The organism is Amycolatopsis sulphurea, from assembly GCF_002564045.1.
Taxonomy (GTDB): domain Bacteria; phylum Actinomycetota; class Actinomycetes; order Mycobacteriales; family Pseudonocardiaceae; genus Amycolatopsis; species Amycolatopsis sulphurea.
Map to the genome: position 1 here is coordinate 1,425,503 of NZ_PDJK01000002.1, position 24,320 is coordinate 1,449,822.

The 24,320-nt window shown below is 70.4% G+C and carries 18 protein-coding genes; 7 read left to right on the top strand and 11 right to left on the bottom strand.

Features of this window, described 5'->3' with window-relative positions:
• Positions 1 to 32: 32 nt before the first annotated feature.
• Together ATK36_RS12575 and ATK36_RS12580 are read right to left on the bottom strand one after the other, a co-directional pair.
• Positions 33 to 1,640 carry a DNA polymerase Y family protein gene (locus tag ATK36_RS12575; RefSeq protein WP_245914663.1) on the bottom strand — a complete coding sequence of 536 codons (1,608 nt, stop codon included), beginning with the start codon at positions 1,638 to 1,640 and terminating at the stop codon, positions 33 to 35.
• A 292-nt stretch (positions 1,641 to 1,932) separates the two neighbouring features.
• The gene (locus tag ATK36_RS12580; protein ID WP_245915364.1) at positions 1,933 to 2,652 is read right to left on the bottom strand and encodes a hypothetical protein; all 720 of its coding nucleotides are present in this window, start codon (positions 2,650 to 2,652) and stop codon (positions 1,933 to 1,935) included.
• Positions 2,653 to 4,091: 1,439 nt separating this feature from the next.
• Here ATK36_RS12580 and ATK36_RS32200 point away from each other — a divergent pair.
• Positions 4,092 to 4,631 carry a GNAT family N-acetyltransferase gene (locus ATK36_RS32200; protein ID WP_170069709.1) on the top strand — a complete coding sequence of 180 codons (540 nt, stop codon included), beginning with the start codon at positions 4,092 to 4,094 and terminating at the stop codon, positions 4,629 to 4,631.
• A gap of 7 nt (positions 4,632 to 4,638) precedes the next feature.
• On the opposite strand, the gene purH is transcribed toward ATK36_RS32200, so the two are convergent.
• The 7 genes from purH to ATK36_RS12620 all read right to left on the bottom strand — a co-directional run bounded on the left by purH (position 4,639) and on the right by ATK36_RS12620 (position 13,477).
• Positions 4,639 to 6,201 carry a bifunctional phosphoribosylaminoimidazolecarboxamide formyltransferase/IMP cyclohydrolase gene (gene purH / locus ATK36_RS12590; RefSeq protein ID WP_098511464.1) on the bottom strand — a complete coding sequence of 521 codons (1,563 nt, stop codon included), beginning with the start codon at positions 6,199 to 6,201 and terminating at the stop codon, positions 4,639 to 4,641.
• Complete coding sequence (gene purN, locus ATK36_RS12595; RefSeq protein ID WP_098511465.1) at positions 6,198 to 6,815, bottom strand: phosphoribosylglycinamide formyltransferase; 618 nt, start codon at positions 6,813 to 6,815, stop codon at positions 6,198 to 6,200. The genes purH and purN overlap by 4 nt, the downstream gene beginning before the upstream one ends.
• 75 nt (positions 6,816 to 6,890) lie before the next feature.
• Complete coding sequence (locus ATK36_RS12600) at positions 6,891 to 8,411, bottom strand: cell division protein PerM (protein WP_245914665.1); 1,521 nt, start codon at positions 8,409 to 8,411, stop codon at positions 6,891 to 6,893.
• Between the two features lie 156 nt (positions 8,412 to 8,567).
• A complete protein-coding gene (locus ATK36_RS12605) occupies positions 8,568 to 9,314 on the bottom strand; it encodes a DUF5336 domain-containing protein (protein WP_098511469.1) in 747 nt (248 codons plus the stop codon).
• 209 nt (positions 9,315 to 9,523) lie between these two features.
• On the bottom strand, positions 9,524 to 10,414 hold the full coding sequence (gene sucD / locus ATK36_RS12610; protein ID WP_098511470.1) for a succinate--CoA ligase subunit alpha: 891 nt from the start codon (positions 10,412 to 10,414) through the stop codon (positions 9,524 to 9,526).
• A gap of 1 nt (position 10,415) precedes the next feature.
• Positions 10,416 to 11,585 carry an ADP-forming succinate--CoA ligase subunit beta gene (gene sucC, locus ATK36_RS12615; RefSeq protein WP_098511472.1) on the bottom strand — a complete coding sequence of 390 codons (1,170 nt, stop codon included), beginning with the start codon at positions 11,583 to 11,585 and terminating at the stop codon, positions 10,416 to 10,418.
• Between the two features lie 194 nt (positions 11,586 to 11,779).
• Positions 11,780 to 13,477 (bottom strand): hypothetical protein, encoded by a 1,698-nt coding sequence (locus tag ATK36_RS12620; RefSeq protein WP_245914672.1) that lies wholly within the window; start codon positions 13,475 to 13,477, stop codon positions 11,780 to 11,782.
• 2,001 nt (positions 13,478 to 15,478) lie between these two features.
• On the opposite strand from ATK36_RS12620, the gene ATK36_RS12625 reads away from it, so the two are divergent.
• A complete protein-coding gene (locus tag ATK36_RS12625; RefSeq protein WP_098514844.1) occupies positions 15,479 to 16,165 on the top strand; it encodes a M23 family metallopeptidase in 687 nt (228 codons plus the stop codon).
• 363 nt (positions 16,166 to 16,528) lie between these two features.
• Here ATK36_RS12625 and ATK36_RS12630 read toward each other — a convergent pair whose 3' ends face one another.
• Both ATK36_RS12630 and pcrA read right to left on the bottom strand, forming a co-directional pair.
• The gene (locus tag ATK36_RS12630; protein WP_098511473.1) at positions 16,529 to 16,873 is read right to left on the bottom strand and encodes a hypothetical protein; all 345 of its coding nucleotides are present in this window, start codon (positions 16,871 to 16,873) and stop codon (positions 16,529 to 16,531) included.
• A gap of 129 nt (positions 16,874 to 17,002) precedes the next feature.
• Positions 17,003 to 19,414, bottom strand: a complete 2,412-nt coding sequence (gene pcrA / locus ATK36_RS12635) for a DNA helicase PcrA (protein ID WP_098511475.1) — start codon at positions 19,412 to 19,414, stop codon at positions 17,003 to 17,005.
• Positions 19,415 to 19,547: 133 nt separating this feature from the next.
• On the opposite strand from pcrA, the gene ATK36_RS12640 reads away from it, so the two are divergent.
• The 5 genes from ATK36_RS12640 (at position 19,548) to ATK36_RS12660 (ending at position 24,241) form a co-directional block, all read left to right on the top strand.
• A complete protein-coding gene (locus ATK36_RS12640; protein ID WP_098511477.1) occupies positions 19,548 to 19,982 on the top strand; it encodes a DUF1707 SHOCT-like domain-containing protein in 435 nt (144 codons plus the stop codon).
• 164 nt (positions 19,983 to 20,146) lie between these two features.
• Positions 20,147 to 20,443 (top strand): chorismate mutase, encoded by a 297-nt coding sequence (locus tag ATK36_RS12645; protein WP_098511479.1) that lies wholly within the window; start codon positions 20,147 to 20,149, stop codon positions 20,441 to 20,443.
• A gap of 63 nt (positions 20,444 to 20,506) precedes the next feature.
• Complete coding sequence (locus ATK36_RS12650; RefSeq protein WP_098511480.1) at positions 20,507 to 20,812, top strand: hypothetical protein; 306 nt, start codon at positions 20,507 to 20,509, stop codon at positions 20,810 to 20,812.
• A gap of 1,101 nt (positions 20,813 to 21,913) precedes the next feature.
• Positions 21,914 to 23,089, top strand: a complete 1,176-nt coding sequence (locus tag ATK36_RS33505; RefSeq protein ID WP_245914674.1) for a hypothetical protein — start codon at positions 21,914 to 21,916, stop codon at positions 23,087 to 23,089.
• A 279-nt stretch (positions 23,090 to 23,368) separates the two neighbouring features.
• Positions 23,369 to 24,241: a hypothetical protein gene (locus ATK36_RS12660; protein WP_098511482.1), complete on the top strand. Its 873-nt coding sequence runs from the start codon at positions 23,369 to 23,371 to the stop codon at positions 24,239 to 24,241.
• The last annotated feature ends 79 nt before the right edge of the window (positions 24,242 to 24,320 follow it).

Consider the following 24,320-nt stretch of genomic DNA (forward strand, 5'->3'; position numbering starts at 1 on the left):
AACACCCCCCGCCCTCGAAACCGGCCCGGCCATCAGTCGTACCGCCCTTCCACCATCCACTGTGGACTTTCCGTGCCCGAGCACAGTGCGAGCACCGCTTCCGGAGGTGCGTCTCCTTCGCCGCCGAGCAGGAGTTGCAGCCGGGCTTGGTGCGGGCCGGTGGCGCGGCGGCCCGAGGTGACCGGCCAAGGCCCGGCCCATGCGGTGATCCGGCGCGGCGGCCCACCTGCCACGCGGAGCCGATGTGGCGGTGCGGTGAGCCGTTTGCGGGACGTGCAGCCGACCGGGCGGCCCTGCTCGTCTTCGACCTGGACCGGCAGCGGCGGATCGAGCACCGTCGCCGGGGACGGCGAAGGCAGCCTGCCCGGCCAGGTGGCCTCCGGTGGGGTGACCGGTTCCCGCGAATCGCCCCACGGCACGAGCCGGATGCGGGCCGCGGGATCCCGGCCGCCGTCGAACAACGGGGTGCACACCCCGTCCGGGCCGAGCAGACCCTGTACCCGGGCGAACGCGCGGCCGGCCCGTTCAGTGGCCTCGTCCGGGTCGGCGCCCGAGGCGGGATCGCCGCCCCGCCACAGCCCGAGTTGCAGCGAACGGCCTTCGACCGTCTCCTCCGGTACCAGCTGTAACCGGGTGACCCCGGCGCTGGGCCGGGCGCCGGGCGCGGCCTGCAGCCAGCCTTCGCACTGCCAGCGCACCCGGTCGGCGACTCCTTGCGGGGTAAGGGGTTCCGCGCAGCGCCAGACCCGCCCGAGCTGTTCACCGTGCTCGGTGGTGGCGTAGACGCCGAGCCGGGTGCAGGCCAGCCCGCGGGCGGCGAGCGTAGCGTGGAACCGGGCGCCGAGGCTCTTGGCGAGGAATGCGGCCACATCCACCCGGGCGAGCGGCGGATCGAACGCTTCGGTGAGCGAAAGCTCCGGCGGCGGACGGCGGCGCAGCGGCGGCCGGTCGGACCGGCCACGAGCCAGCCGATGGGCGAGCACGCCGTCCCGGCCGAACCGTGCGGTCACATCCCGCTCGCCGAGTGCGGCGAACGCACCAAGCGTGCGCAAGCCGAGCCGGACGAGCAGGCCGACCAGCTCCGCCCGGTCGGCGCCAGGCTGGTCCAGCTCGGTGATCGGCAGCGTGGCGAGGAATTCCGCCGCCTGCCCCGGTTCGACGAACACCCCACGGCGGGCCGCGAGGATGGCCGCGAACAGTCCTTCGGACACCCCGATCTGGCATTCCACCCCAGCGTCCGCGGCGACCCGGTCCAGCAGCCGCTCCGCGAGCCTGTGCTCCCCACCGTAGTAGCCCGCCGCCCCCGCGACGGGCACCGCGAGCAGCCCCGGCCGTACCACTTCCAGCCCGACGACCAGATCTTCCACGGCCTGCGCAACATTCTCGAACAACCGCGCGTCCCGTCCGCCGTCCGCGGCGAAGACAGCCAGCCCGGGACACCGCGACTCCGCCTCCCGCCTCCGCAGGCCACGGCGCACCCCGCCCGCGCGTGCCGCTTCGGTGCACGCGACCACCCGGTTCGCCGAGAACACCGCAGCAGGCCCGGCCGGCGCCGCACCAGCCACGGCGATGGCAGCCACCGCGGGCCAGTCGGGACACCAGACCACGAGCATCCGCGCCGGTTCGTTCCGCGCCGTCATCCGGCGGCTTCCGCTTCGCGTCGAACGGCTTCCCCTGAGCGCACGACGCACCCTCGATGCCCAGGCAGCAGCACCGAAACCGGATACGGCCACGCAGTCATCCAGCAGCCTCCCCTTCACACCGAACGGAACGCACGACACACCCCCGCGACCCGAGCAGCAACACCAAAACCGAACACGGCCACACAGTCATCCAGCAGCCTCCCCTTCACACCGAACGGACTCCCCGCCGCGCACGACGTACCCCCACGCGACCCGAGCAGCAGCACCAAAACCGAACACGGCCACACAGTCATCCGGCAACCTCCGCTTCATCCCGAACGGATCCCCCGCAACGCACAGCACACCCCCGCGGCCCGGGCAGCAGCACAGAGGCCGAACGCGGCCGCGCCGCCGCACCCCGCCCGCGGACGTACACGTCGACCGGCCGGGTGCGCAGGTGTCCCGCCCCGTACCCGGTCAGCCCGGCCCAGGCGCCCGGGGTGCAGTGCAGTTCGAGGTCGGCCCCCGGCCAGGCGCCGAGGGAGAACAGCACCGCCCCTCGATGCCGGGCCCGCGCGGAAAGCCTCCGCGCGAGGTCCCCTTGCACCGCCCGCTCCCCGGTGACCACGAGATCGACCCCGTCGAGCAACGCGGCCAGCACCGCGGGATACGCCACCCCCGGCCGGGGGATCACCGCCATCCGCGCCGACACGACCCCGTGCTCGGCCGCCGCGGCGATGCCCAGCCCCGGCACCCCGGCCACCGCGACCCAGGCCCCTGCGGCAGTGGCTTCAGCGAGCAGCCCGAACAACAGCGAGGTCGATCCGTGCACCACAACCGTGCTCCCCCTCCGAAGCCCCGCTCCCGGCAGCAGATCCGCCAGCGCGGGGACGACCGGCCACAACCGCCCTTCCCCGAACCCGTCGTCCCGGACCGCCCGTTGCGCGACCCGGCTCGCCGTGCTCACTCCCGGCAGCGCAGCCAGCCGGGCCACTCCCCGCCCGTCCCCGCCGCCCGGGAGCGAAACCACCTTGGCCGCCGGACCGACGCAGTCCACTTTGGACTGTGTGGGCGGTCGAAGTGGCACCGGCTCAGTCATTGCGGCCCGTCCAGACGCAGCAACGAACCCGGCTGGCCCGGCGGTTGCCGACTGGAATGGCTCGTCAAGTTGAGCCGGTTGCACGGGACCGGCCTCCCCGGGCAAACTGTTCAGCCTGGCCACGGCAGACGTTGCACTCCGGTCACCGGACTTGGCGGCAGGGACCGAATCACCGGACGAACCACCAGCCCGCCCCGAAACCGCCGATCCAGCTTCCGGCACCGAAACCCCTTCCCTGGCAAGAGGAATCAGCCGGACAGGGAGATGCGGGCGTACCGGCCGCGCCGCCGGTACGCCCGCGGGCACCACTTCCGGCCGCACAATCCCCGCTACCCCGGCAGGCATCCGCGCGACCGAGCCAACAGCCATCGACACCCCGACCGATTCCCCCACCGACCGGGACATTCGTACAACCGCCACCCGAAAGACCACCCGCGACGTCCGCGGCGCCGGGAGCACCCTTCCCGACGCCGCGACGCGCGTGGACCGCACCGGTTTGCCACCGGACGACCCCACCCTGGACGATCGCGCCACCGAACCGCCCAGAAGCGCCGGCCTCTCCCACGACACCGACGCCCGCCCTTCCCCCGGAGAACACACCAGCCGCCCCGGCGGCACCGGTTCACCCAGCGCCTCCCGTTTCCCCGATATCACCGGTCCGCCCGACAACACCGGCCGCTCCGCCGATCCCACCAGCGGCGAGGGCGAAGGCTCCTCCGCCAGGTCCACCGGCACCGGTCTCCCCACCGGCACCGGCACAGCAGCCGACACCCTCCCCGACGCCAACACACCGCCCGGCATCGACAACCGTCCCGGTGACGACGCAGCAGCCGACGCCAGCACCGCCGAGGCCCCGTCCCCCGGCGACACCGGCCGTCGCCGCCGTAGCGCACCCCACGGCTCACGCGGCTCAGGCAGCCCCGGCACCGATCCACGACACTCCGGCACCGACTTACCCGACGCCCCGGGTACCTCCGGCGCATCCGGCATCCCTGGCACCGCCCGACACGGCACCAGCACCGGCCACCGGCCCGGGTTCAGGTTCAGGTTCAGCCCTGAACCCGGCCCCGCACCTGACGCCGACCACAACCGACCAGGCCCCACCAAGCGCCCCCGCGCTCCCCGCGACCTCGCCGACCCGGTCGACATCACCAGCACCTCCCTCGCGCACCCACCAGCACCCATCTCGGGCTAGGCAGGACCAGCCGCGAAACGGCACCGGCACGCCGCGGGGAAGGCGGCTCCGACAACCACATTCTCGAACGTCTGTTCGACTAACCCCAGTCAACCCCACCCGGCCCCGGCTGTCAAGCACGCACGAAACCCGCCCACCGGCCACCAGGGCACCACCCACTTACACTGGTGTCCTGATGAAGACCGGGAATCACAAACAGCACGTCATCCTGCGCGCATTCACCGGCGACGACCTCGCGGTGCTCGACCGGTTCGCCACGGACGCCGAGGTGACCGGAGCGTTCGGATGGGCCGGATTCGCCGATCCGCACCTCCGGCGGCGCCGCTTCGCCGCGGACGGATTGCTCGGCGAGGCCTCGGGTGCGCTCGCCGTGGTCATCGACGACGAAGTGGCCGGGATGGTGACCTGGGAAGCCGCCGACCGGGGCGGACCGTCCGGTGGCTGTTACGAGGTCGGCGCCGTGCTCCTGCCCGGCCACCACGGGCACGAGACCCGCGCCGAGGCGCACCGGCGGCTCGTGGATTACCTCTTTCAGGTCACCCGCGCACACCGGCTCCAGGCGTTCGCCGACGCCGAAAACCTCGCCGCGCAGCAGGTGCTGGAGACGACCGGGTTCCACCGCGAAGGCCTGCTGTGCCAGGTGACCTGGCGCGAAGGGGCCTACCGCGACGCAGTCGTCTACGGCCTGCTGCGCAGCGAGGCGCAGCCGCAGTAACCGCGGCTCAGTGCGCGAAGTGCCGGGTACCGGTGAGGTACAGGGTGATCCCGGCGGCTTCCGCGGCCGCGATCACCTCGGCGTCCCGGATGGACCCGCCGGGCTGCACGACCGCCCGCACACCGGCCTCGATCAGCACTTCAAGGCCGTCCGGGAACGGGAAGAACGCATCCGAGGCACCCACCGAGCCCTTGGCCCGGTCCCCGGCACGCGCCACCGCCAGCCGGGACGAGTCGACCCGGTTGACCTGGCCCATGCCGACCCCGACGGTCGCCCGGTCGTGCGCCAGCAGGATCGCGTTCGACTTCACCGCGCGCAGCGACCGCCACGCGAACTCCAGGTCCGCCAGCGTCTGCTCGTCGGCCGGGGTACCGGTGGCCAGCCGCCAGGACGCCGGGTCGTCGCCGGACGCGTCGATCCGGTCGGTGGTCTGCACGAGCACCCCGCCGGAGATCGGCCGCAGCTCGACCGGCGACGGCGTCTCGATCACCGGCAGCTTCAGCAGCCGCACGTTCTTCTTGCGCTGCAGGATTTCCAGCGCTTCCGGCTCGAAGCCGGGAGCGAGCACCACCTCGGTGAACACCTCGGCGATCTGCTCCGCCGCTTCGACGCTCACCGGCCGGTTCGTGGCGATTACGCCGCCGTACGCGGAAACCGGGTCGCACGCGTGCGCCTTCCGGTGCGCTTCGGCGATGTCGATGCCCACAGCGATACCGCACGGGTTCGCGTGCTTGATGATCGCGACAGCAGGCTCGCTGAAGTCGGACGCCGCCCGCCGCGCAGCGTCAGTGTCGACGTAGTTGTTGTACGACATGGCCTTGCCGTGCAGCTGCTCGGCGTGCGCGAGGCCTGGCTGCGCGCTGCGGTACAGCGCCGCCTTCTGGTGCGGGTTCTCGCCGTAACGCAGTACGTCGGCACGGTCCCACGTCGCGCCGAGGAAGTCCGGGAAGCCGCTGTCGTCCGCAGGCGCGTAGACGTTGGCGAACCACGACGCGACAGCCGAGTCGTACGCAGCCGTGTGCGCGTACGCCTGCGCAGCGAGCCGCTTGCGGTCCGAGAGTTCAAAGCCGCCCGCAGTCACCTGCTCCAGCACCCACGCGTACCGCGCCGGGTCGACGACCACCGCGACGCTGCCGTGGTTCTTCGCCGCCGCGCGCACCATCGCCGGGCCACCGATGTCGATGTTCTCCACGCAGTCCTCCGGGCTCGCTCCCGAAGCGACCGTCTGCGTGAACGGGTACAGGTTCACCACGAGCAGGTCGAAGGCCGCGATCTCCAGCTGCTTCAGCTGCGCGACGTGGTCCGCGTTGCCCTGATCGGCGAGCAGCCCGGCGTGCACCCGCGGGTGCAGTGTCTTGACCCGGCCGTCGAGCGACTCCGGGAACCCGGTGACCTGCTCGACCGGTGTGACCGGGACGCCCGCGTTCGCGATCACCTTCGCGGTGCCGCCGGTCGACACGATCTCCACACCCGCGGCATGCAGCCCGGTGACGAGCTCAAGCAGGCCGACCTTGTCCGAGACGCCGATCAGCGCGCGCCGGACCGGGCGTCGCCCCTGTGCTGTGCTCACGAAAACCTCACCTTTCGTCCGTCCACGGTGCACCCACCACGGCCGAGTCGCTCGATCGTTGCCACCAGCAGTCTGCGTTCCACGGCTTTGATCCGCTCGTGCAGAACCGCTTCGGTGTCGTCGTCCTCGACGGTCACCGCTTCCTGCGCGATGACCGGTCCGGTGTCCACCCCGGCGTCGACGAAGTGCACCGTGGACCCGGTGACCCGCACGCCGGCCGCGAGTGCGTCGGCGACCGCGTGCATCCCGGGGAACGAGGGCAGCAGCGCGGGGTGGGTGTTGATCACCCTACCGGCGAACCGGGCCAGAAACGCGGGCCCGAGGATCTTCATGAAACCCGCCGACACCACCAGATCGGGCCGGTACGCGGCGACCGCCTCGGCGAGCGCGTGGTCCCACGCGGCCCGGTCCGGGTGGTCGGCGGCGCGCACCGTGAACGACGGCACATCGGCCCGTTCCGCGCGGGCCAAAGCCTCGATCCCGGCCCGGTCGGCACCCACCGCGACGACGTCGGCCGGGAACCCCGGCCGCCCGGTCTCGTCCAGCACGGCTTGCAGCAGCGTCCCGGAACCGGACGCGAGCACGACGATCTTCACCGGGGCAGTCAGGTCCAAGCGGCTGGCCAGAACGGGCTCCTTGCACGGCAGAGCGCCTCGGGCGCACGGCATTTCACCAGGTCGTCCCCAACCCTAACGGTCGGCGTCCGGCCGCTTCCCGTCGCCGGAGTCCTCGGTGGACTCGGTCACAGCCCCGGGCTGCGCGTCCAGGTCCTCCGGATCGTCGAGCGGTACGTCCTCGGGCAGTTCGAGACCCAGCTCGGCGTCCGCTTCGGCATCGAACTCGTCGAACCCGTCGTCCTCGGCGAGATCCGCGGAATCCGCGGTGTCTCCCGCCTCGTCGGCGGACTCGGGCTCGTCGACGTCGTCCTCCGGTGTTTCCTCGTCCGCCACAGATTCCGCGACGCCCTCGTCCGTGGCGTCTTCCTCCACGGGCTCCGGCTCGGCCGCTTCCCCGGCCACCGGTCCGGCCACGGGCTTCGGGGGGGCGTGCGCCCCGGCGAAGAAGGCGACGAACCCGGCCGGGATCACGATCCAGCAGAACGCCACGATCGAGGCCACTCCGACCGGCACGCTGACCGGATCGAACGGACCGTCCCCGAGCCGCCCACCGGAGAGCGTGCCCAGCAGCACGCAGCCGAATCCGACAACGGCGCCGGCCACCACGACGGTCCGGATCCGCGCGGCCGCGTCGTCGTCCACGTTCCGCACCGACCAGCCGACCAGCAGCCCGACCGCCAGCGGCAGCACGAGCAGCACCGGCCACCACCCCGCGCCGTGCTCGGGGATCCCGCCGAGCAGCGGCACCGCGGGCACCGCGCCACCGCGATAACCGATCAGGTGCACGTTCAGCTCGCCGATGGTGAAGCCGGGTCCGCTGACGAAGGACATCGCTGCCACCACACCGTTGGGCAGGTAGAGCACCGACAGCAGGAACAGGCCGAGGCTGCCGCCGATCGAGGGTTCGAACAGATCCGCCACCGTGCGCGCCGAGAAGGCCGTAGCCGCGAGCAGCACCAGCGCCCCGGTCGCGATCAGTGCGAACAGCCCGAGCAGCCCGGTACGCAGGCCACGAAGCGCGAGCGGGTCGAGCCGTTCGGACAGCGCCGGCGGGAGCCCGCAGCGGCGCAGCACCCCACCGGTCGCGGTGAGCCCGGCGAACACCCCGGGCACCACCGCGGCCAGCGCCGGGTTCGCCCGCACCGGCTCGCCCAGCGAAAACAGGCCGATCACCAGGCCGAACAGCAGGTGTGCACCGGTGATCACGGCGATCACCGGGATCGCCTGCCGTAGGCTTCGGCAGCCGAGGCGCTGTGCCGCGCCGGACGCCGTCCTGGTCACCAGCAGCAGTACCGCGATCGTCGGCAGCAACGGCAGCACACCGAGTGGGTGACCGCCGATACCGAGCTGGACCTGGTAGGCGGCCAGCCAGCCCGGGCCGGCCGAGAGCAGCACCCCGCCGGTCGAGAACTCGGTGCGTTCCGAGGTCAGCGCGATGAGCGCGAGCAGGGTCGCGACCACGGCGTAGCCGGTGACAAGCGGGCCGAGGGCGGCGGCGAGCAGCACTCGCAGCCGGGCCGCCGTCGCCGGGTCCGGGGTGTCTTCCACCGGCTCGTCGCCCGAGGGGCGATCGGGTCTGGTGAGCACCTGCATGCCGCTGACCATGACATCCGCACTCGTCCGTCCGGGTGAGGCACGCCGCCCGGCGGGCGTGGCGCGGTCAACCCCCACCCGGTCGTGGGAGGCCGGGGATGAAAAACACCCGCTGTGACACGGAGAGTCACAGCGGGTGCCGGAAGTGCGTGGAGATCAGCTTTGCTGACCGAATCCGCCGGGCGGCGTACCCGTCTTGCCCGGTTCGGCGGGCGGCTGCTGGAAGAACTGGCCCTGCTGCGGCGCGTACGTGGTGGCCTGCTGCCCCGGTGACGGCGGGGCGGGCGGCGGTTGCGGCGCCTGGTACTGGCCCGGCTGCCCTGGCTGGCCCGGCTGCGGCGCGGACTGACCCGGCTGCGGCGACGACTGGAACGGCTGGGCGTAGGGCTGCTGGTACTGCGGCACGTTAGGCACCGCGGGCTTGGGCGCCGGCGGCTTCAGCACGCCGTAGTCCATCAGCAATGCGCCCACCGAAACCAGCATCTGCACGACGCCCAGCACGAGGATCACGACCACGATGCCCGGCGTGCTCCGTTCGGCGATCACCGTGTCCAGCGCGCCGAGCGCACCGAGCACGCTGAACAGCGTGGCGAACGGCAGCACCTTCGGCGCCTTCGGGAGCAAGGCCAGCCCGGACAGCAGACCGCCGGTGAGCAGGAAGACGGTGTCCTGGCCGACGTCACCGGCCTCGTCGGAGAAGCCGATGAAGTACTGCACCAGCCCGAGCACGGCCACCCCGAGCGACAGCAGCAGCGGGAGGTTCTCCGGCGCCACCGGGGTGGGCGCGGACGGCGGCCCCTGCGTGGGCTGCGGCTGGGGGAACCCGCCCGGCGGGGGCGGTCCCTGGGGTGGCTGCCCGCCACCCTGCTGGGGGTAGCCAGGCCCGCCGCTGGGGAAGGTCATCGGAAACTCTCCTGTCGTTCGACCGGCAACAAACTGGGGACGCGCGGCCTCCGGACACAGTGCACCAGCCGCTGGCACGGAACGCTAGCGCATCCGCGGCGACGCGTCCGCGCCGTTGGACGCGTGGCTTGCCCGATCGGTTGCCAGCAGAGACGGCGAAGGCCGGGCACCGTCCGGCACCCGGCCTTCGCCGATCACGTCTCCGCAGGTCAGCCGAGGCTGTTGTACAGCTCACGCGCGAGCACGGCGGTCTCGCTCGGGGTCTTGCCGACCTTCACGCCGGCGGCCTCCAGGGCCTCTTTCTTCGCGGCGGCCGTGCCGGACGAGCCGGACACGATGGCGCCCGCGTGGCCCATCGTCTTGCCCTCGGGCGCGGTGAAGCCCGCGACGTAGCCGACCACCGGCTTGGTCACGTTCTCCTTGATGTAGGCCGCTGCCCGCTCCTCGGCGTCGCCACCGATCTCGCCGATCATCACGATGACCTTGGTGTCGGCGTCCTTCTCGAACGCTTCGAGGGCGTCGATGTGGGTGGTGCCGATGATCGGGTCACCGCCGATGCCGACCGCGGTGGAGAAGCCGATGTCGCGCAGCTCGTACATCATCTGGTAGGTCAGCGTGCCCGACTTCGACACCAGGCCGATCCCGCCGGGACCGGTGATGTCGGCCGGGATGATGCCCGCGTTGGACTTGCCCGGGCTGATCACGCCGGGGCAGTTCGGCCCGATGATCCGGGTCTGGCCGCCCTTGGCGACCGCGTGCGCCCAGAAGTAGGCCGAGTCGTGCACCGGGATGCCCTCGGTGATGACCACGGCCAGCGGGATCTCGGCGTCGATCGCCTCGACGACCGCGTCCTTGGCGAACTTCGGCGGCACGAAGATGACCGACACGTCGGCGCCGGTCTCCTTCATGGCCTCCTCGACCGTGCCGAACACGGTGAGGTCCTTGCCCTCGATGGTGACCGTCTGGCCGGCCTTGCGGGCGTTCACGCCGCCCACGATGTTCGTGCCGGACTTCAGCATCTTGGTCGCGTGCTTGGTGCCCTCGGAGCCGGTGAGCCCCTGGACGATGACCTTGCTGTTCTCGTTGATGAGGATCGACATCTCACGCACCTGCCGCGGCGAGCTCGGCAGCCTTGTCGGCCGCGTTGTCCATTGTGTCCACCACGGTGACCAGCGGGTGGTTCGCGTCGGCCAGGATCCGGCGACCCTCGACGACGTTGTTGCCGTCCAGGCGGACGACCAGCGGCTTGGTGGCCTCGTCGCCCAGGATCTTCAGGGCCTCGACGATGCCGTTGGCGACCGCGTCGCACGCGGTGATGCCACCGAAGACGTTGACGAAGACACTCTTCACGTCGGTGTCGTTGAGGATGACGTCCAGCCCGGCCGCCATCACCTCGGCCGAGGCGCCTCCGCCGATGTCGAGGAAGTTCGCCGGCTTCACGCCGCCGTGCCGCTCGCCCGCGTAGGCCACGACGTCCAAAGTGGACATCACGAGGCCCGCGCCGTTGCCGATGATGCCGACCTCGCCCTCGAGCTTGACGTAGTTGAGGTTCTTGGCCTTGGCCTTCGCCTCGAGCGGGTTCTCCGCCTGCTTGTCGACGAGTTCCTCGTGCGCCGGGTGCCGGAAGCCGGCGTTCTCGTCGAGGGTGACCTTGCCGTCGAGGGCGATGATCTTGTCCTGCGGGTCCCGGACCAGCGGGTTGACCTCGACCAGGGTGGCGTCCTCGGAGACGAAGGTCTCCCAGAGCTTCACCACGACGTCGGCGGCCTCGTCGATGATCTCGGCCGGGAAGTTGCCCGCCTTCAGGATCTCGAGCGCCTTCGCCTTGTCCACGCCGGTGATCGCGTCGACCGGGATCTTGGCCAGTGCGTCGGGGCGCTCGACGGCGAGCTGCTCGATCTCCATGCCGCCCTCGGACGACGCCATCGCCAGGAAGGTGCGGTTGGCGCGGTCGAGCAGGAAGGAGAAGTAGTACTCGGACGCGATGTCCGAGGCTTCGGCCACGAGCACGCGGCGCGTGACGTGTCCCTTGATGTCGAGGCCGAGGATGGCTTCCGCCTTCTCCTTCGCCTCGTCGGGGGTCTGGGCCAGCTTGACGCCGCCCGCCTTGCCCCGGCCGCCGACCTTCACCTGCGCCTTGACGACGACCTGGGTGCCGATCTGCTCCGCGGCGGCCTTGGCTTCTTCGGGGGTGCTAGCCACCGAGCCCGGCAGAACCGGTACTCCGTGGGCGGCGAAGAGATCCCTCGCCTGGTACTCGTAGAGGTCCACTACTCCAGTCTCCTGACGACACGCCACTGTGGTGGTCCGCTGACGGACCGCGCTGTCGGACCAGTCGAGGTTAGCGACCTGGGCAGACGCAGGGGACGCCGCACCTGGTGAAGTCGGTCACCGTAGGCGGTCAGAGGGTGCGCCGAGGGTGTGAGCCCGCCCACCGAAGCCCGTTTCCGCCACTCTTTCGAGCGTCATTCGGCGCTTTTCGCACCGGCGGCTGCGGTCACCGCGGCGACCGCAGCGGCCACGGCCGCACCGAGACCGAGCCAGAAGCCGAGCCCCGGCCGTGCACCGTCGATTGTGGAACCGACGAGCGGTAGCTCGACAACGTGCAAGGCGAGCAGCAACGCTCCTCCGACGTATGCGACCGCAGCCGCGCCGGGGCGGGAACGTACGCCGAGCGCGAGCACGCCGAGAACCACGAGCAGCGCGGTGAGCAAACCCCAAGAGGGGGTGTCGAAGTCGGACCACAACCCGGGCGCTGAGTAACTGGGCGCAGTGAATACCGGCATACCGAACGAACCGACGGCGAGCACCGCCGCGACCGCTGCCGGCACAAGTACCGGAGAACGCGGGCCTTCGGTGCCAACGTCGTCACGTTCCACGACGCCGGTGATGACTGCAGACAGTGCGGTAAGTCCGGCCAATCCGAGTGCGACAGCAGTGAACACCGCACCAAGGCCGAGGTGATAGCTGATCGCACCGCCGAGCCCACCGAGCCCCGTCGCTTCCGACGCCGTGATGGCAGTACTGAGCACAGCCGTCCCAGCGAGTACCACACCCGCCCACACCACGGCGAGCAACCCCCGTGCCGCGGGCGCGGTACGGCGGACGAGTACGAACGGAACCGGCAGCACCACGACGATCGCCGCGGCGAACAGCTGCCACCGCGCGGGACTTTCGGTGGCCGTACCGAGCTGTGGAGCAAGCGCGCCGATCGCTGCGGCCACTGCGGTCAACAACGCGAGCAACGCGGTCAAGCTGCGCCACAACGTCAGGCTGGGAACTCGGGCCTCGCCGGCGAGATCCGCGCCCTCTGTCTTCGCTTCTTGAGGAGTCGTCAGTGGAGCGAGAATCAGCACGAGCACTGTCGGCGCGAGAGCCAGGTACGCACCTGTCGACACCTGAAGCCCGTTCACGACGAGCCCAGCCACCAACCCGGGTAGCGCCACAGCGAACACTGCGGCCGACACTCCGCCGAGCGTCCCGCGCGCCACACCGTCAGACGCCGCAGACAACCCGAGCACCGCTGCGATCGGCAGAGCCCCCGCGAGAAGCAAGTAGCCGACGAGGGCGACCCCAGGCCCTTCGAAAGCGGACCGAGCGAGCAGGAACGGATCGTCGGACAGCACCGGAGTCATCAACAACCCGACTGCCGCGACCACCGTGAGCAACGGGACCACCAGCCGCCACCGCCGCTGCCCTGGTTCACTGCCTGCGGACTCGTTGAGCTCACGCGCCACGCGGGCCGCCACCAGCCCCGCGGCCACCGTGAGCACGTGTCCCGCCACCAGCAGCCAGAACCCCGCACCGACCGCACTGCGATCCAGCAGCCGATCCGGGAGATACAGCTCGGGACGAACCGTCTTGGCCCCATTGACCAGGAACTGCCCGTCGAGCACCAGCCGCCCGGGCGCGAAGGCGACGAGCCCGGCGATCAACCCCGCCGCAAGCCCATGCCGCCCACTACCGACCGCCGCGACGACCACCCCCGCCGGCACCACCGCGAGCAGCACGAGCAGCGGCCAGGAAAGGAACCCGGCCCCCGCATCCGGCGAAACGGGCACGACCGCACCCGCCGCCAACGCGATCGCCCCGGCCACCACCAACCCTGTCGACAGCCGCAATGCGGGCGAGGCCTTTTGCCGCCCCCATTCGAACCCCGCCACGGTGGGGGCCGGTGGTGTTTCCTGCTGACGGGACCGAGGGCCGCCGACTCGGGCGGGCTTCACTCCACGGGGGTGCGTCGGCCGTGGCTCACGTGTCTTGGAAGAATTGCGGGCTTCTGCGGACTCACCAGCCGCATCGCTCTCGGGCTCATCGGCCGACGACGAACCGCGCGCTTTTGCAGGCGCGTCGGCGGAGCGGCCACTTCGGACAGTCGGCGCACGGTCGGCGTCCACGGGTTCGCGGCCGGCTCGGCCCGCCGCGCGACGGGCTCGGGCGCGGGCGGCGGCTTTGCGCTCGGCCAAGCTGGGCCGCTGCGCTCCCGGGCGAGGCGCCGGGTCGCCAGCAGGGGGCTCATTGGTCGGCGGAGTCATTGATGGCGACGCTAGCAAGGACTGTCGCGTCCGGACCGCGCCAGCCGGACGCGCCAAGAAATTCACCCGGCGAGTGAACCTCCGCGCCCTGTCGACCGTCTAGCCGAGCAGAGACGGGGAATTTCTCCACCGAACCGCGTAAGGGCCACCGCACGCGACCGTCTCACCGGCAGAAGCCAGCCCCGTGGGACGGACTGGTGACCGCCGGGGACAACTGAAAATAGGCACGACCGGGAACACCAGGGGACAAACCGGACGATGCCGGTCCACGGGGCGGACCGGATGGGACATCGACCGGCAGTCGACCGCGCGGAGATCGACCAGGCCACGCGGACCGGCGTCCGGAAAGCACGGGGGCGGACCGGACACCACGGGTCGGAACCGGGATCGAACAGGAAGTGCCGCCGGCAGCGTGATCGGCCGGCGGCACCGGGGAAGCGCCACAGGACCCACCCATCAGCCGACCAGCGAAGCGGGCAGATGGGTGGGCGATGGGGCGGGCTGCGCAATGCGCCCGATACGACTCCGCAACGCGGCTTGGCGCGGCGCGATGCGTGAAGTGCAGCTCCACATGATTCGGCGCAGCCTGATTCGACATGATCTGAGCATCCCCATGGCCGCAACACTGGACTGTCGGCGACGCGTGATGCCGCCGCATGACGACATCACGTCGGACCTGAAGAGCCGGAAAGACACCCGGGCGAGGCAGAAGCGCAGCGGTGCGAGCAACCGGATATGCCCGCGCGCCACAACAAAAAGTCCCTGTAGCCGCGGTCAAAGGTCAACCCAGCGAGCGCACCTGCGAGCGAGGGCGACCTGGAGCACCTCCCGGCCGACTGCGCACCCGGCACCCAGTCCGTGCAGGTGTCCAGCGGATGGCTGCCGGACGTGACCGACGTGCCGCTGGCCGACCCCCTCCGAGGCGGGAGGTGCGAGCCACACGACGAAGTCGGGCTTTCGGTTCGAAGCCAAGATCGGCCGGGGCGAAGAAGACGAGCGGGCAAAGCGGATACCGGCCGAAGAAGCGAAGCCTGGATACACGAGGAAGCCGAGGCGCATGGAGTGGAAGCCAAGGCCTGAGACCGCCACAGGGAAGTGAGCGGCGTCACAGAGAGGTTTCGAGAGTCGTTCAACGCTGCGGCGCCAGCGGTTATTTCACCAGCCAGAGTGGAGTCGGCGTGGAGTTTCGGACATAACAGGCAGACCACATCGGCCTGATCACCTCAAGACCTGTAAGCAAGGTCACAACTTTTGGCGTAGTACCCGATTAACTTTGGGTAGTTCCACCAGCTAGGCGACAGACGGCGACCACTCGTTCAGCCGAAACCGGGGAGGCATCTTGCCGACAGCGGCGCCGTTTCGTTACTGTCCTCCGGTCCCCATTACAGTCAGGTCACGAAGCGGTACGCCGGGTACGACCACCCCCGAGGTCGGCCCACGGGTTCCCCCGACCCGAGTTCGCTTCCAACCGGCTCCCCGACGATGGAAGGCTCTGTCTTGGCTTCACACCGCTCCCCCGGCGGCCAAGCCCCTTCCCCGGCGCTGAAGGACGCACTGGACGGTGCGGTCATCCGCGTGCGGGGACAGCACCGCATTTCTCCGCCTTCGTCCGCGCTTCGCGGGCGGGTCGTGGTCGCTGCCGTTGCGGCAGGCGCGTTCGCCGCTGCCGCCGCCGGGCAGACCTTCAAGACGACCACCAGCCCTGACTCGGACGCCGCGGTCACGCCGCTGGCCAACGCGCAGGACGCGAGCGCCTCGTTCAGCATCGGCAGCGCGGGTTCCGGGGGAGCGCCCGAGCTGCTGCCCGCCGGTCACTCGACGAACGCCGCTGACGAAGCCGCGAAGATGACCGACAGCGCCAAGATCACCGAGGCCCGCGAGAAGGCCGAGGCCGCCGAGGCCCGCCGGGCCGCCGAAGAGGCCTCCCGCCCGAAGACCTGCATGCCCGCGAACGGCACGTTCACCTCCGGTTTCGGCGCCCGCTGGGGCACCAGCCACCTCGGCATCGACATCGCGAACTCGATCGGCACGCCGATCTACGCCGCCTCCGACGCCACCGTGATCTCGGCCGGCCCGGCCAGCGGCTTCGGCCTGTGGGTCCGGCTCCAGCTCGACGACGGCACGATCCAGGTCTACGGCCACATGGACAGCTTCTCGGTCCGCGAAGGCCAGAAGGTCAAGTGCGGCGAGCAGATCGCCAAGATCGGCCAGCGCGGCGAGAGCACCGGTCCGCACCTGCACTTCGAGGTGTGGCAGAACGGCACCAAGAAGATCGACCCCCGCCCGTGGCTCGCCGCCCGCGGCGTGGATGTCTGATCCTTCGCGGTAACACCTGACCTGCCGGGCAAGCCGACCCACGTACCAAGGCCTTCCGGCTTCCGGCTTCCGGCTTCCGGCTTCCGGCTTCCGGCTTCCGGGCGGATCGTCACAGCGTCACCGCATTACGTCAACGCATCACCTTCCTTCGCATCAGAAGTTTCCGGACGGCAGCGGACACCCCGCCACCAGAGACAAGCGGCACCAAGCCTCCGGCATGACTTGTCACCGAACAGCGGCAAACTGATTCCAGGCGCTGATCGCCATCCTCCCGCCCGACCGGGAAGATCCGAGCCAGGGGATCAAGAAACCCGGAAATCCGCCCTAGGGCGCGTTCCAGCGCATCCCAACGGGGAGGCCAGCTCACGGATCCGCGGTCGGCGAACGGCGGATGAAGTACGCCACCGCCACCTGCCACACCGTGCACATCCCCGGTCGCCGGCTGGCCTGCAGCCACCCGAACCACCGCCGCCAGCCGACCGCGACCTCGGCCCGAGCGCACACCACGCACCGGCCGTCCGCGCCCAGGGCATGCTGCTTCAGCAGCACCCGCCAAGCCGCAGCCAGCCGTGCGATCTCACCCGGCACTGCCCCGACTCCGGTGGCCCCAGCCCCGACGCCGGCCACCTTCGGTTTCGCCGTCCCCACAACGCCCCGCAGGTACTCGTGTACCCCGGCGGCGAACAACCCAAACAGAACCGCGTCCATCCCTGCCCCTCCCCGAGCACTGTCCGAACGAATCGAACCTCTGTTCGAAACAGTACCGTGAGGGACCGACAGAATCGGCCAAGATCACCCGACCCAGTGAACGACGAACCCGGTGAACGGCGAGTCCGCTCAGAGCTTCACCATCGGCACGCTGCCGATCAGCATCAGCCGGACCTTGCCGGAAGCGCCGAAGTCGATGGTGGCGGTGGCCCGCGGACCGACGCCGTCGCAGGAGATCACCGTGCCCAGCCCGTACTTGTCGTGGCTGACCCGGTCGCCGACGTCCAGCTTCAGCGCCACGGTGTCCTTCCACGCCTTGCCGAACGGTGAGCTGGACGAAGGAGACGAGGACGACCGCCGCCCCCATGTGGTCGCAGCGCGCGGGCCGGAGGAAGCACCCCCCGAAGAGGAGCCGAAGTTGCCGAAGCCGGGCGAAGACGATTCGAGACGACGCCAGTCGACCAGGTCCGGCGGCAGCTCGTCGAGGAACCGCGAAGCCGGGTTCATCTGCGGCTGCCCCCAAGCCGACCGCACGAGCGCACGCGAAACGTACAGCCGCTGACGCGCGCGCGTGATCGCCACGTACGCCAGCCGTCTTTCCTCCGCCAGCTCGGCCGGATCACCGAGCGCGCGCAGGTGCGGGAAGACACCGTCCTCCCAGCCGGTGCAGAACACCACCGGGTACTCCAAGCCCTTCGCGGTGTGCACGGTCATCAACGTGACCACACCCGCGCCGCCGTCGCCTTCTTCGCCGCCGTCCGGTGAAGGGATCGAATCCGCGTCTGCCACCAGCGAAACGCGCTCCAGGAACGCCGGCAGCGAACCAGGTGCAGGTACGCCGTCGTCGACGACCAGCTCCGCGTTCTCGTCCTGAATGACTTCCGCGGTGAACTCGGCGAACTCGCGTGCCACCGTGACCAGCTCGGTGAGGTTCTCGACCCGTGAAGCATCCTGCGGGTCGTCGGACTCTTCCAGCTCGGCACGGTAACCCGTGCGCTCCAGCACTGCTTCGAGCACGTCGTGTACCTCAGCACCAGAGGACGTCGTCTCGCGAAGGTCGTCGAGGAGCGTCACGAACCCGGTGATCGCCTTCGCCGAGCGCGGGTTCAACAGCGCCACCTTGCCGTCGACCGCGTCGCGCAGCGCGGCCCAGAACGAGATCCGCTCCCGCTCCGCGTGCGTCGCGACCACGGCCTCCGCGCGGTCACCGATACCCCGCTTCGGCACGTTGAGAATGCGCCGGAGCGAAACAGTGTCCTCTGGGTTCGCCAGTACGCGCAGGTACGCGATCATGTCGCGCACTTCGCGCCGCTCGTAGAACCGCACGCCGCCAACGACCTTGTACGGCAGGCCAAGGCGGATGAAGATCTCTTCGAACACGCGCGACTGGTTGTTGGTGCGGTAGAACACCGCGACGTCGGAGTAGTCGGCAGCGCCTTGCTCCGCGAGCGCGTCGATCTCGCCCGCGACGAACGCGGCCTCGTCGTGATCGTTGTCCGACACGTACCCGACGATCTTCTCGCCGTCGCCGGAGTCGGTCCACAGCCGCTTCGCGCGACGGTTGGGGTTGCGCTCGATCACCGCGTTGGCCGCGGACAGGATCGTCTGCGTGGACCGGTAGTTCTGCTCCAGCAGAATCGTGTGCGCGTTGGGGAAATCCCGTTCGAATTCCTCGATGTTGCGGAGGGTCGCCCCGCGGAACGCGTAGATGGACTGGTCCGCGTCCCCCACCACACACAGCTCGGCCGGGTCGATGCCGGTGTCCATGGCCTCGGTACCGGCGAGCTCACGCACCAGCGTGTACTGGGCGTGGTTCGTGTCCTGGTACTCGTCGACCAGGATGTGGCGGAACCGGCGCCGGTAGTACTCCGCGACGGCCGGGAACACCTGCAGCAGCGAGACCGTGCGCATGATCAGATCGTCGAAGTCGAACGCGTTGGCCGCTTCGAGCCGGCGCTGGTACTCCGCGTACACCTCGGCGACGCGACGCTCCAGATCGTTGCCCGCGTTCGACGCCGCCGTCTCCGGATCGGCCAGCTCGTTCTTCAGGTTCGAAATGTGCACGGCGAGCATGCGCGCGGCGTACTTCTTCGGGTCGATGTCCAGGTCGCGCGCGACGAGCGTGATGAGCCGCTTCGTGTCATCGGAGTCGTAGATGGAGAAATTCGACGACATGTCCAGCGTCTTCGCTTCGCGGCGCAGGATCCGTACGCACATCGAGTGGAACGTGGACACCCACATCGCGTTGGCTCGGCGGCCGACGAGCGAAGAGACGCGCTCGCGCATCTCCGCGGCCGCCTTGTTGGTGAACGTGATCGCCATGATCTCGCCGGGATGCACATGACGCTGCCCGAGCAGGTACGCGATCCGCCGCGTGAGCACCCGGGTCTTGCCCGAACCCGCGCCGGCGACGACCAGCAGCGGACCGCCCGCGTGCGTCACCGCCTCGCGTTGCGCGGGGTTGAGGTCCTCGAGCAGGTCGGCGGCGCCGGGCCGGGCCGGCGCGGGCTGGTTTGCGGGGAGATCGAAGAGGGTGTCCATCGCCTGTCCACGCTACCCCCGAGGTACGACAGGTGTTCGACTGGCGCGACGGCGGGCTGCGCTTTCCGACGTACGCGCGTTTGTCGCCTCGTACCCGACGCGCAGACCCCTTCGCGCGCGGAGCATCGAAGGTATGGACGACAAGATCCCCGCCCGGTTGAGGGCTTCCGACAGCGACCGCGAACGCGTCGCCGAGACCATCCAGTCCGCCGGCTCCGACGGACGGCTCACGCTCGAAGAGGTGGAAGACCGGCTCAGCACCGTCTACGCCACCCGCTACACCGACGAACTCGGCGCACTCACCGCCGACCTCCCCCAGCCGGAGCGGCCACGGCCGGGACGTCCCGGCTGGCCGCTCACCCGTGCCGCACTGCGCGAGCATCCCGCGCTCCGCGTGCATCTCGGCGTGGTGGCGGTGCTGGTCACCCTGCTGATCGTGCGGTGGGCGGTGGGCGGAGCCGGCTTCTTCTGGCCGGTGATGCCGGCGTTCTGGCTGTTCGTCAGCCTTCTCGCGCACGCCCGCATCCGCGCGTTCCGGGCAAGGCCGGGCTCGCCTGTGCCATACTGACCGGGTGTGGCACAGCAGTGAGCGATTTTTCTACGGGACCCGGACTCCGGCTCCCGTGATCGCGTAGTGCCCCACCCGCCATCACCCGCAGCCCCGGAGTCCACGGACCCGGGGCTTTCGCCGTCCCAGGGGCCACTGGGAATCCGGACTTCAGAGAGGTCCCGATGAACGCGCAGACGCAGAACGCCGACGGACAGCCCGCCGAGCACACCACCGCGGGCGAGGACATCTCCTCGCTCCGCACCGAGATCGACTGGCTCGACAAGGAAATCCTCCGGCTGGTGAAACGCCGCGTGGAGGTGTCCAAGACGATCGGCGCCGCACGGATGGCCGCCGGTGGCACGAGGATCGTCTACAACCGCGAGATGGACGTGCTCGGGCGCTACCGCGAACTGGGGCCGGAGGGCCGGCAGCTGGCGATGGCCCTGCTCAACCTCGGCCGGGGCAGGCTCGGCCGGTGAGTACGCGGGTATATCGGGGACATCCCCGATCCACCCGCCGCGAAAACAGGGCAGAATGGACACATGATTAACCTCATCGCCGTCATCATCGCGATCGCGAGCGTGCTGGCCGCCCTCGGGCACGCCGGCTACCTGGCGATGCTCGGCAGCGCGGCGGGCAAACGGGCCGGTGGGGCACCGGTCGCGCAGTACGTGCGCAGCCGGTGGGCGATTGCCGGCGGGACCACGGCTGCCTCGCTGCTCGCCTGGCTGCTCACGTCCGGCGGGACGGTGTCGGACGTTTTCGCCATCATCATTGCCGTGGGTAGCGGCGCGGTGGCGACGAAGGCCCTCCAGTCGACCCAGGCGAAGTACCGCAGCGGCGGCTGAATCCGGCGAACTGGGAAAACAGTGCGGAGTGCACTGCTGTAAGTGATGCCCCGACCGTCCAGGGGAACCCAACAGAGTGAAATCGATGCAAGGTGCAGGTTGGGTGAAGACTTTCGCCGAACGGCTTCCTAGTGTGGCACGCGTGAGAACCCTGGCGTCTGTGCCGGGCCAGGCCCGGAGGACGCGCGGGAGCTGCGGCGCCGCGCGTCTCTCGCCGTATGCGCGTGCAGATGCTCGGGAGTTCTCGCGGGTGGACGCCTTCTCGCGGGCAACTGCCAAGGACACCGTCCGCCGGTCTGCTCCGTTCGGGTTGACCGGCCCGGCCACGCCGTCACGCTCACACCCTGGAGGGGTCGGACGGGCATGATGGGTAACACGGTGGGCGGAGCGCGACGCGCGAACCGCCCGGACGCGATCACGGATGCCGAGGTCACGGTTCCGGGCAGGCATCGGGTCCGCGGTGACGGGACGTGGACACCCGTGGTGCCGCCGCGTGCGGCCGGGCACCATCGGCACCGTACCGGCGGATCGATCCCCGGCAGCGAGCCCAAGGCGCACACCAGCTCCCCCAGTCACGCCAGCTCGGGCAGCACGCCCGAATCGTTCCCCCTCAACGCATCCGGTGACTCGCTCCCCGCCAGCACACCCGTCGTTTCGTTCCCCGGCACAACCGCCGGAGTCCCGCTCCCGGGCGAGACACGGAGCAGCTCAGGACGGGTGGAGACGCAGGTCGCGGCCGCGCGAGCCCGCTCGACGCTGGACGCGAAAGCGCAATTCGCCCCGGAGCCCGCGGGATTTCCCCCGGCGACCGGTGGTTCCCGGCAGCCGAGCCCGTCGTTCGGCGCGGCACCGAATGGCTCTCGGATCGCCGAGACACCGGACGACATCCGGATCGCCGCACCACGATCCGGCTCACCGTCCTTGACGGACCCGCGCAACCAAGCCGCCGCTCGAACAGTCCCGCGCCCGGCCGAACCACGGACAGGCGCACCAAGCCCGGGCGGTGCACAACAAAGCCGTGCGACGCCCGGTTCCGGCACACCTGCGACGCCGGACGAGGGATGCACACCGTTCCCCACCGCACGAGGCACCTTGCCCGACGTGGGATTGCCGCAGCCGTCCCGGAAAACCCGGAGCCGGGTCGAACTCGACGGAGCCGAGCCGCGGCAGGTCTCCGGGGCGTTGCCAGTGCCCGAGGAGCATCGGGCGTTCGCGCCGCCGGGACGGGGGCTTCCGCAGCCGACCGGACAGGCTCCGCGCAGCAGGCGTGAACAAGTCGAGACGACCACGGTGGACCGCGCGCCCGCCGCGCCGGAAGAGGCTCCGAAAAGTCCGGAAACGAACGCGGAACCGCCCAAGCGGCAGCGGGTTTCGCTGTGCACGGCCGGAGCCGCCAGCGAGATGCGGCAGGAACCGGAAGAAGACAGCGAGATACAGGTCTACGCCGCACCGGTGTTCGACGGGCTGGGGAACTTCGACCTCGGTTCGGTGCCCGCGTCGGTCACCCCGCCCAAAACGTGGCGCAAGGCGGCGTGGTTCGCCACCGGTGCGTCCGGGGCGGTGGTCGTCGGGCTCCTGTTCGCCGGCACCTTCCTCGTCGGCGGACCGGCCACCACCACCGACGCGCTCGGCGGCGGCTGGCCGGGACGGCAGAACGGCGGCAGACCCGACCTCAGCGCCCTGCTCCCCTCCGACGGGCCGCACGGCGGGTCGGCCGCGGACACCCCGGAACGGCACACCGGCGAGACCACTCCCGACGAGGCCCCCGCGGACCAGGCGAGCGGCACCACCCCGGGCACGCGCGGCACCGGCATCACCACCGGCGCCGGCGCGACCACCGACACCGGCTCGTCCTCCGCCGGTACGCCGACCGGTGGCTCGGCCTCGCCGACGCCGTCCACCACGCCGTCCTCCAGCGAGCCACAGAAGCCGCCGGTCACGCCTGCCGAGCGGGAGACCACACCGTCGATCTACTACGCCAGCCACAACACCAAGAAGATGGGCGACAACTCCGAGAAGTTCTTCAACAACGTCACCACGAACCCGTCCGAAGCCTCGTCGGTGACTTCCGGGAATCTTCAGCAGCAGGGCTCGCAGGGACTGCGCAAGCGCTACGCCGATGTGGCGTATTTCGAGGTGAAGAAGGTCACCATCGACCCGGACCACAACACGACGGTCAACACCGTCGAAGTGACCCACGACGACGGCCGCAAGTCCACTGAGCAGCAGACTCTCACCTTCGACGACACCGGCAAGATCACCGACGACGGTAAGTGAATCCCGGTCCATCGCTCGCGGGCGGTCCGGCGTTTCACCTGCTCTTGCCGATGCACGTGCGGTGCGGTGAGCGGTTTCCCCTGGTCCTGATGGGTGACATAAGGTGCCGCTCGTCGTATGACGGAGACATTCCGGCGACTGGCTCTGGCGGCTACCGGGCCTTCCGGGGTTACCTGACCACGACAGATCCGGCGCCGACCACGAATCGGCCGTCCGGGTCAACGGGATAGCCCGAACGGACGTATCCCGCCCCGAAACCCCAGAGCAAGGACTTTCCCCGTGCTTGAACGGCAGCGCACCCGGCGCGAACTCGACGCGGTCCGCGTCGAGGACGTGGTCCCGCCGGAGCTGCTCGAGGACGTCGACCAGGCCGGCCGCGAGTACCTCGAGCAGGTGTTCCGCGAACCGCAGAAGTACCTGCCGCCCCGATCGCGCCGGACGTCCGACGCCCGCGCCGAGGAACCGGCCGAGCAGCCCGAGAGCCCGCTCGCGCGGCGCGCGAAGCTGGCCGGTCTCGTCGGTGCCGGCGCGATGGTCGCCGGAGCAGTGGTCACCGCGGCGCTGCTCGGCGGGCCGCCACCGGCCCCGAACCCGGCGGAGGACACGGTCGTGCCCACCGGGTTCAACGGGTCCGCCGCACTCGGCGGCAAGCCGTCCCCCGTGCTCACCCCGCGACCGCACCATTCCGGCAGCACCTCCCTCGGGCACCAGCAGAGCAGCCCCTCCGCGACGGCCACGCCCTCGCTGCCCGCACCCAGCACCAAGGCACCGCGAACCAACCCTGTCCCGGTGCCCACACCAAGCAGCAGCTCGCCGCCGGCCACGCCGGGAACCACGGCCGCACCGGCCGATCCGGAGAAGCTCTCCGCCGTGCGCAAGTTCTACTCCTCGATCGACCGCAGCCCGGACGACGCGCTGGCCCTGCTCACCCCGAAGGCCGCCGCCGGGGAGACCACCCGGCTGGTCCGCGCGTGGAGCCAGGCCGAGGCGATCGACGTGCAGGAGGTGCGCGTCCAGGACGACGGATCGGTGTTCGCCGCAGTGCTCGTGCACCAGGTCGACGGGACGCTGGTCCGGGTCACCCAGTTGTTCGACGTCCTCGAGCAGGATGTGATCTCCCAGGCCCTGCTGCTGTCCGCGGCGTACGCCTGACCTGCGCCGAAACCGTTCCGACGGATCGGTCGGAGTGTGCCGGGTGCATGTGCGCAGAGTGAACGCCTAGCCTTGTCAC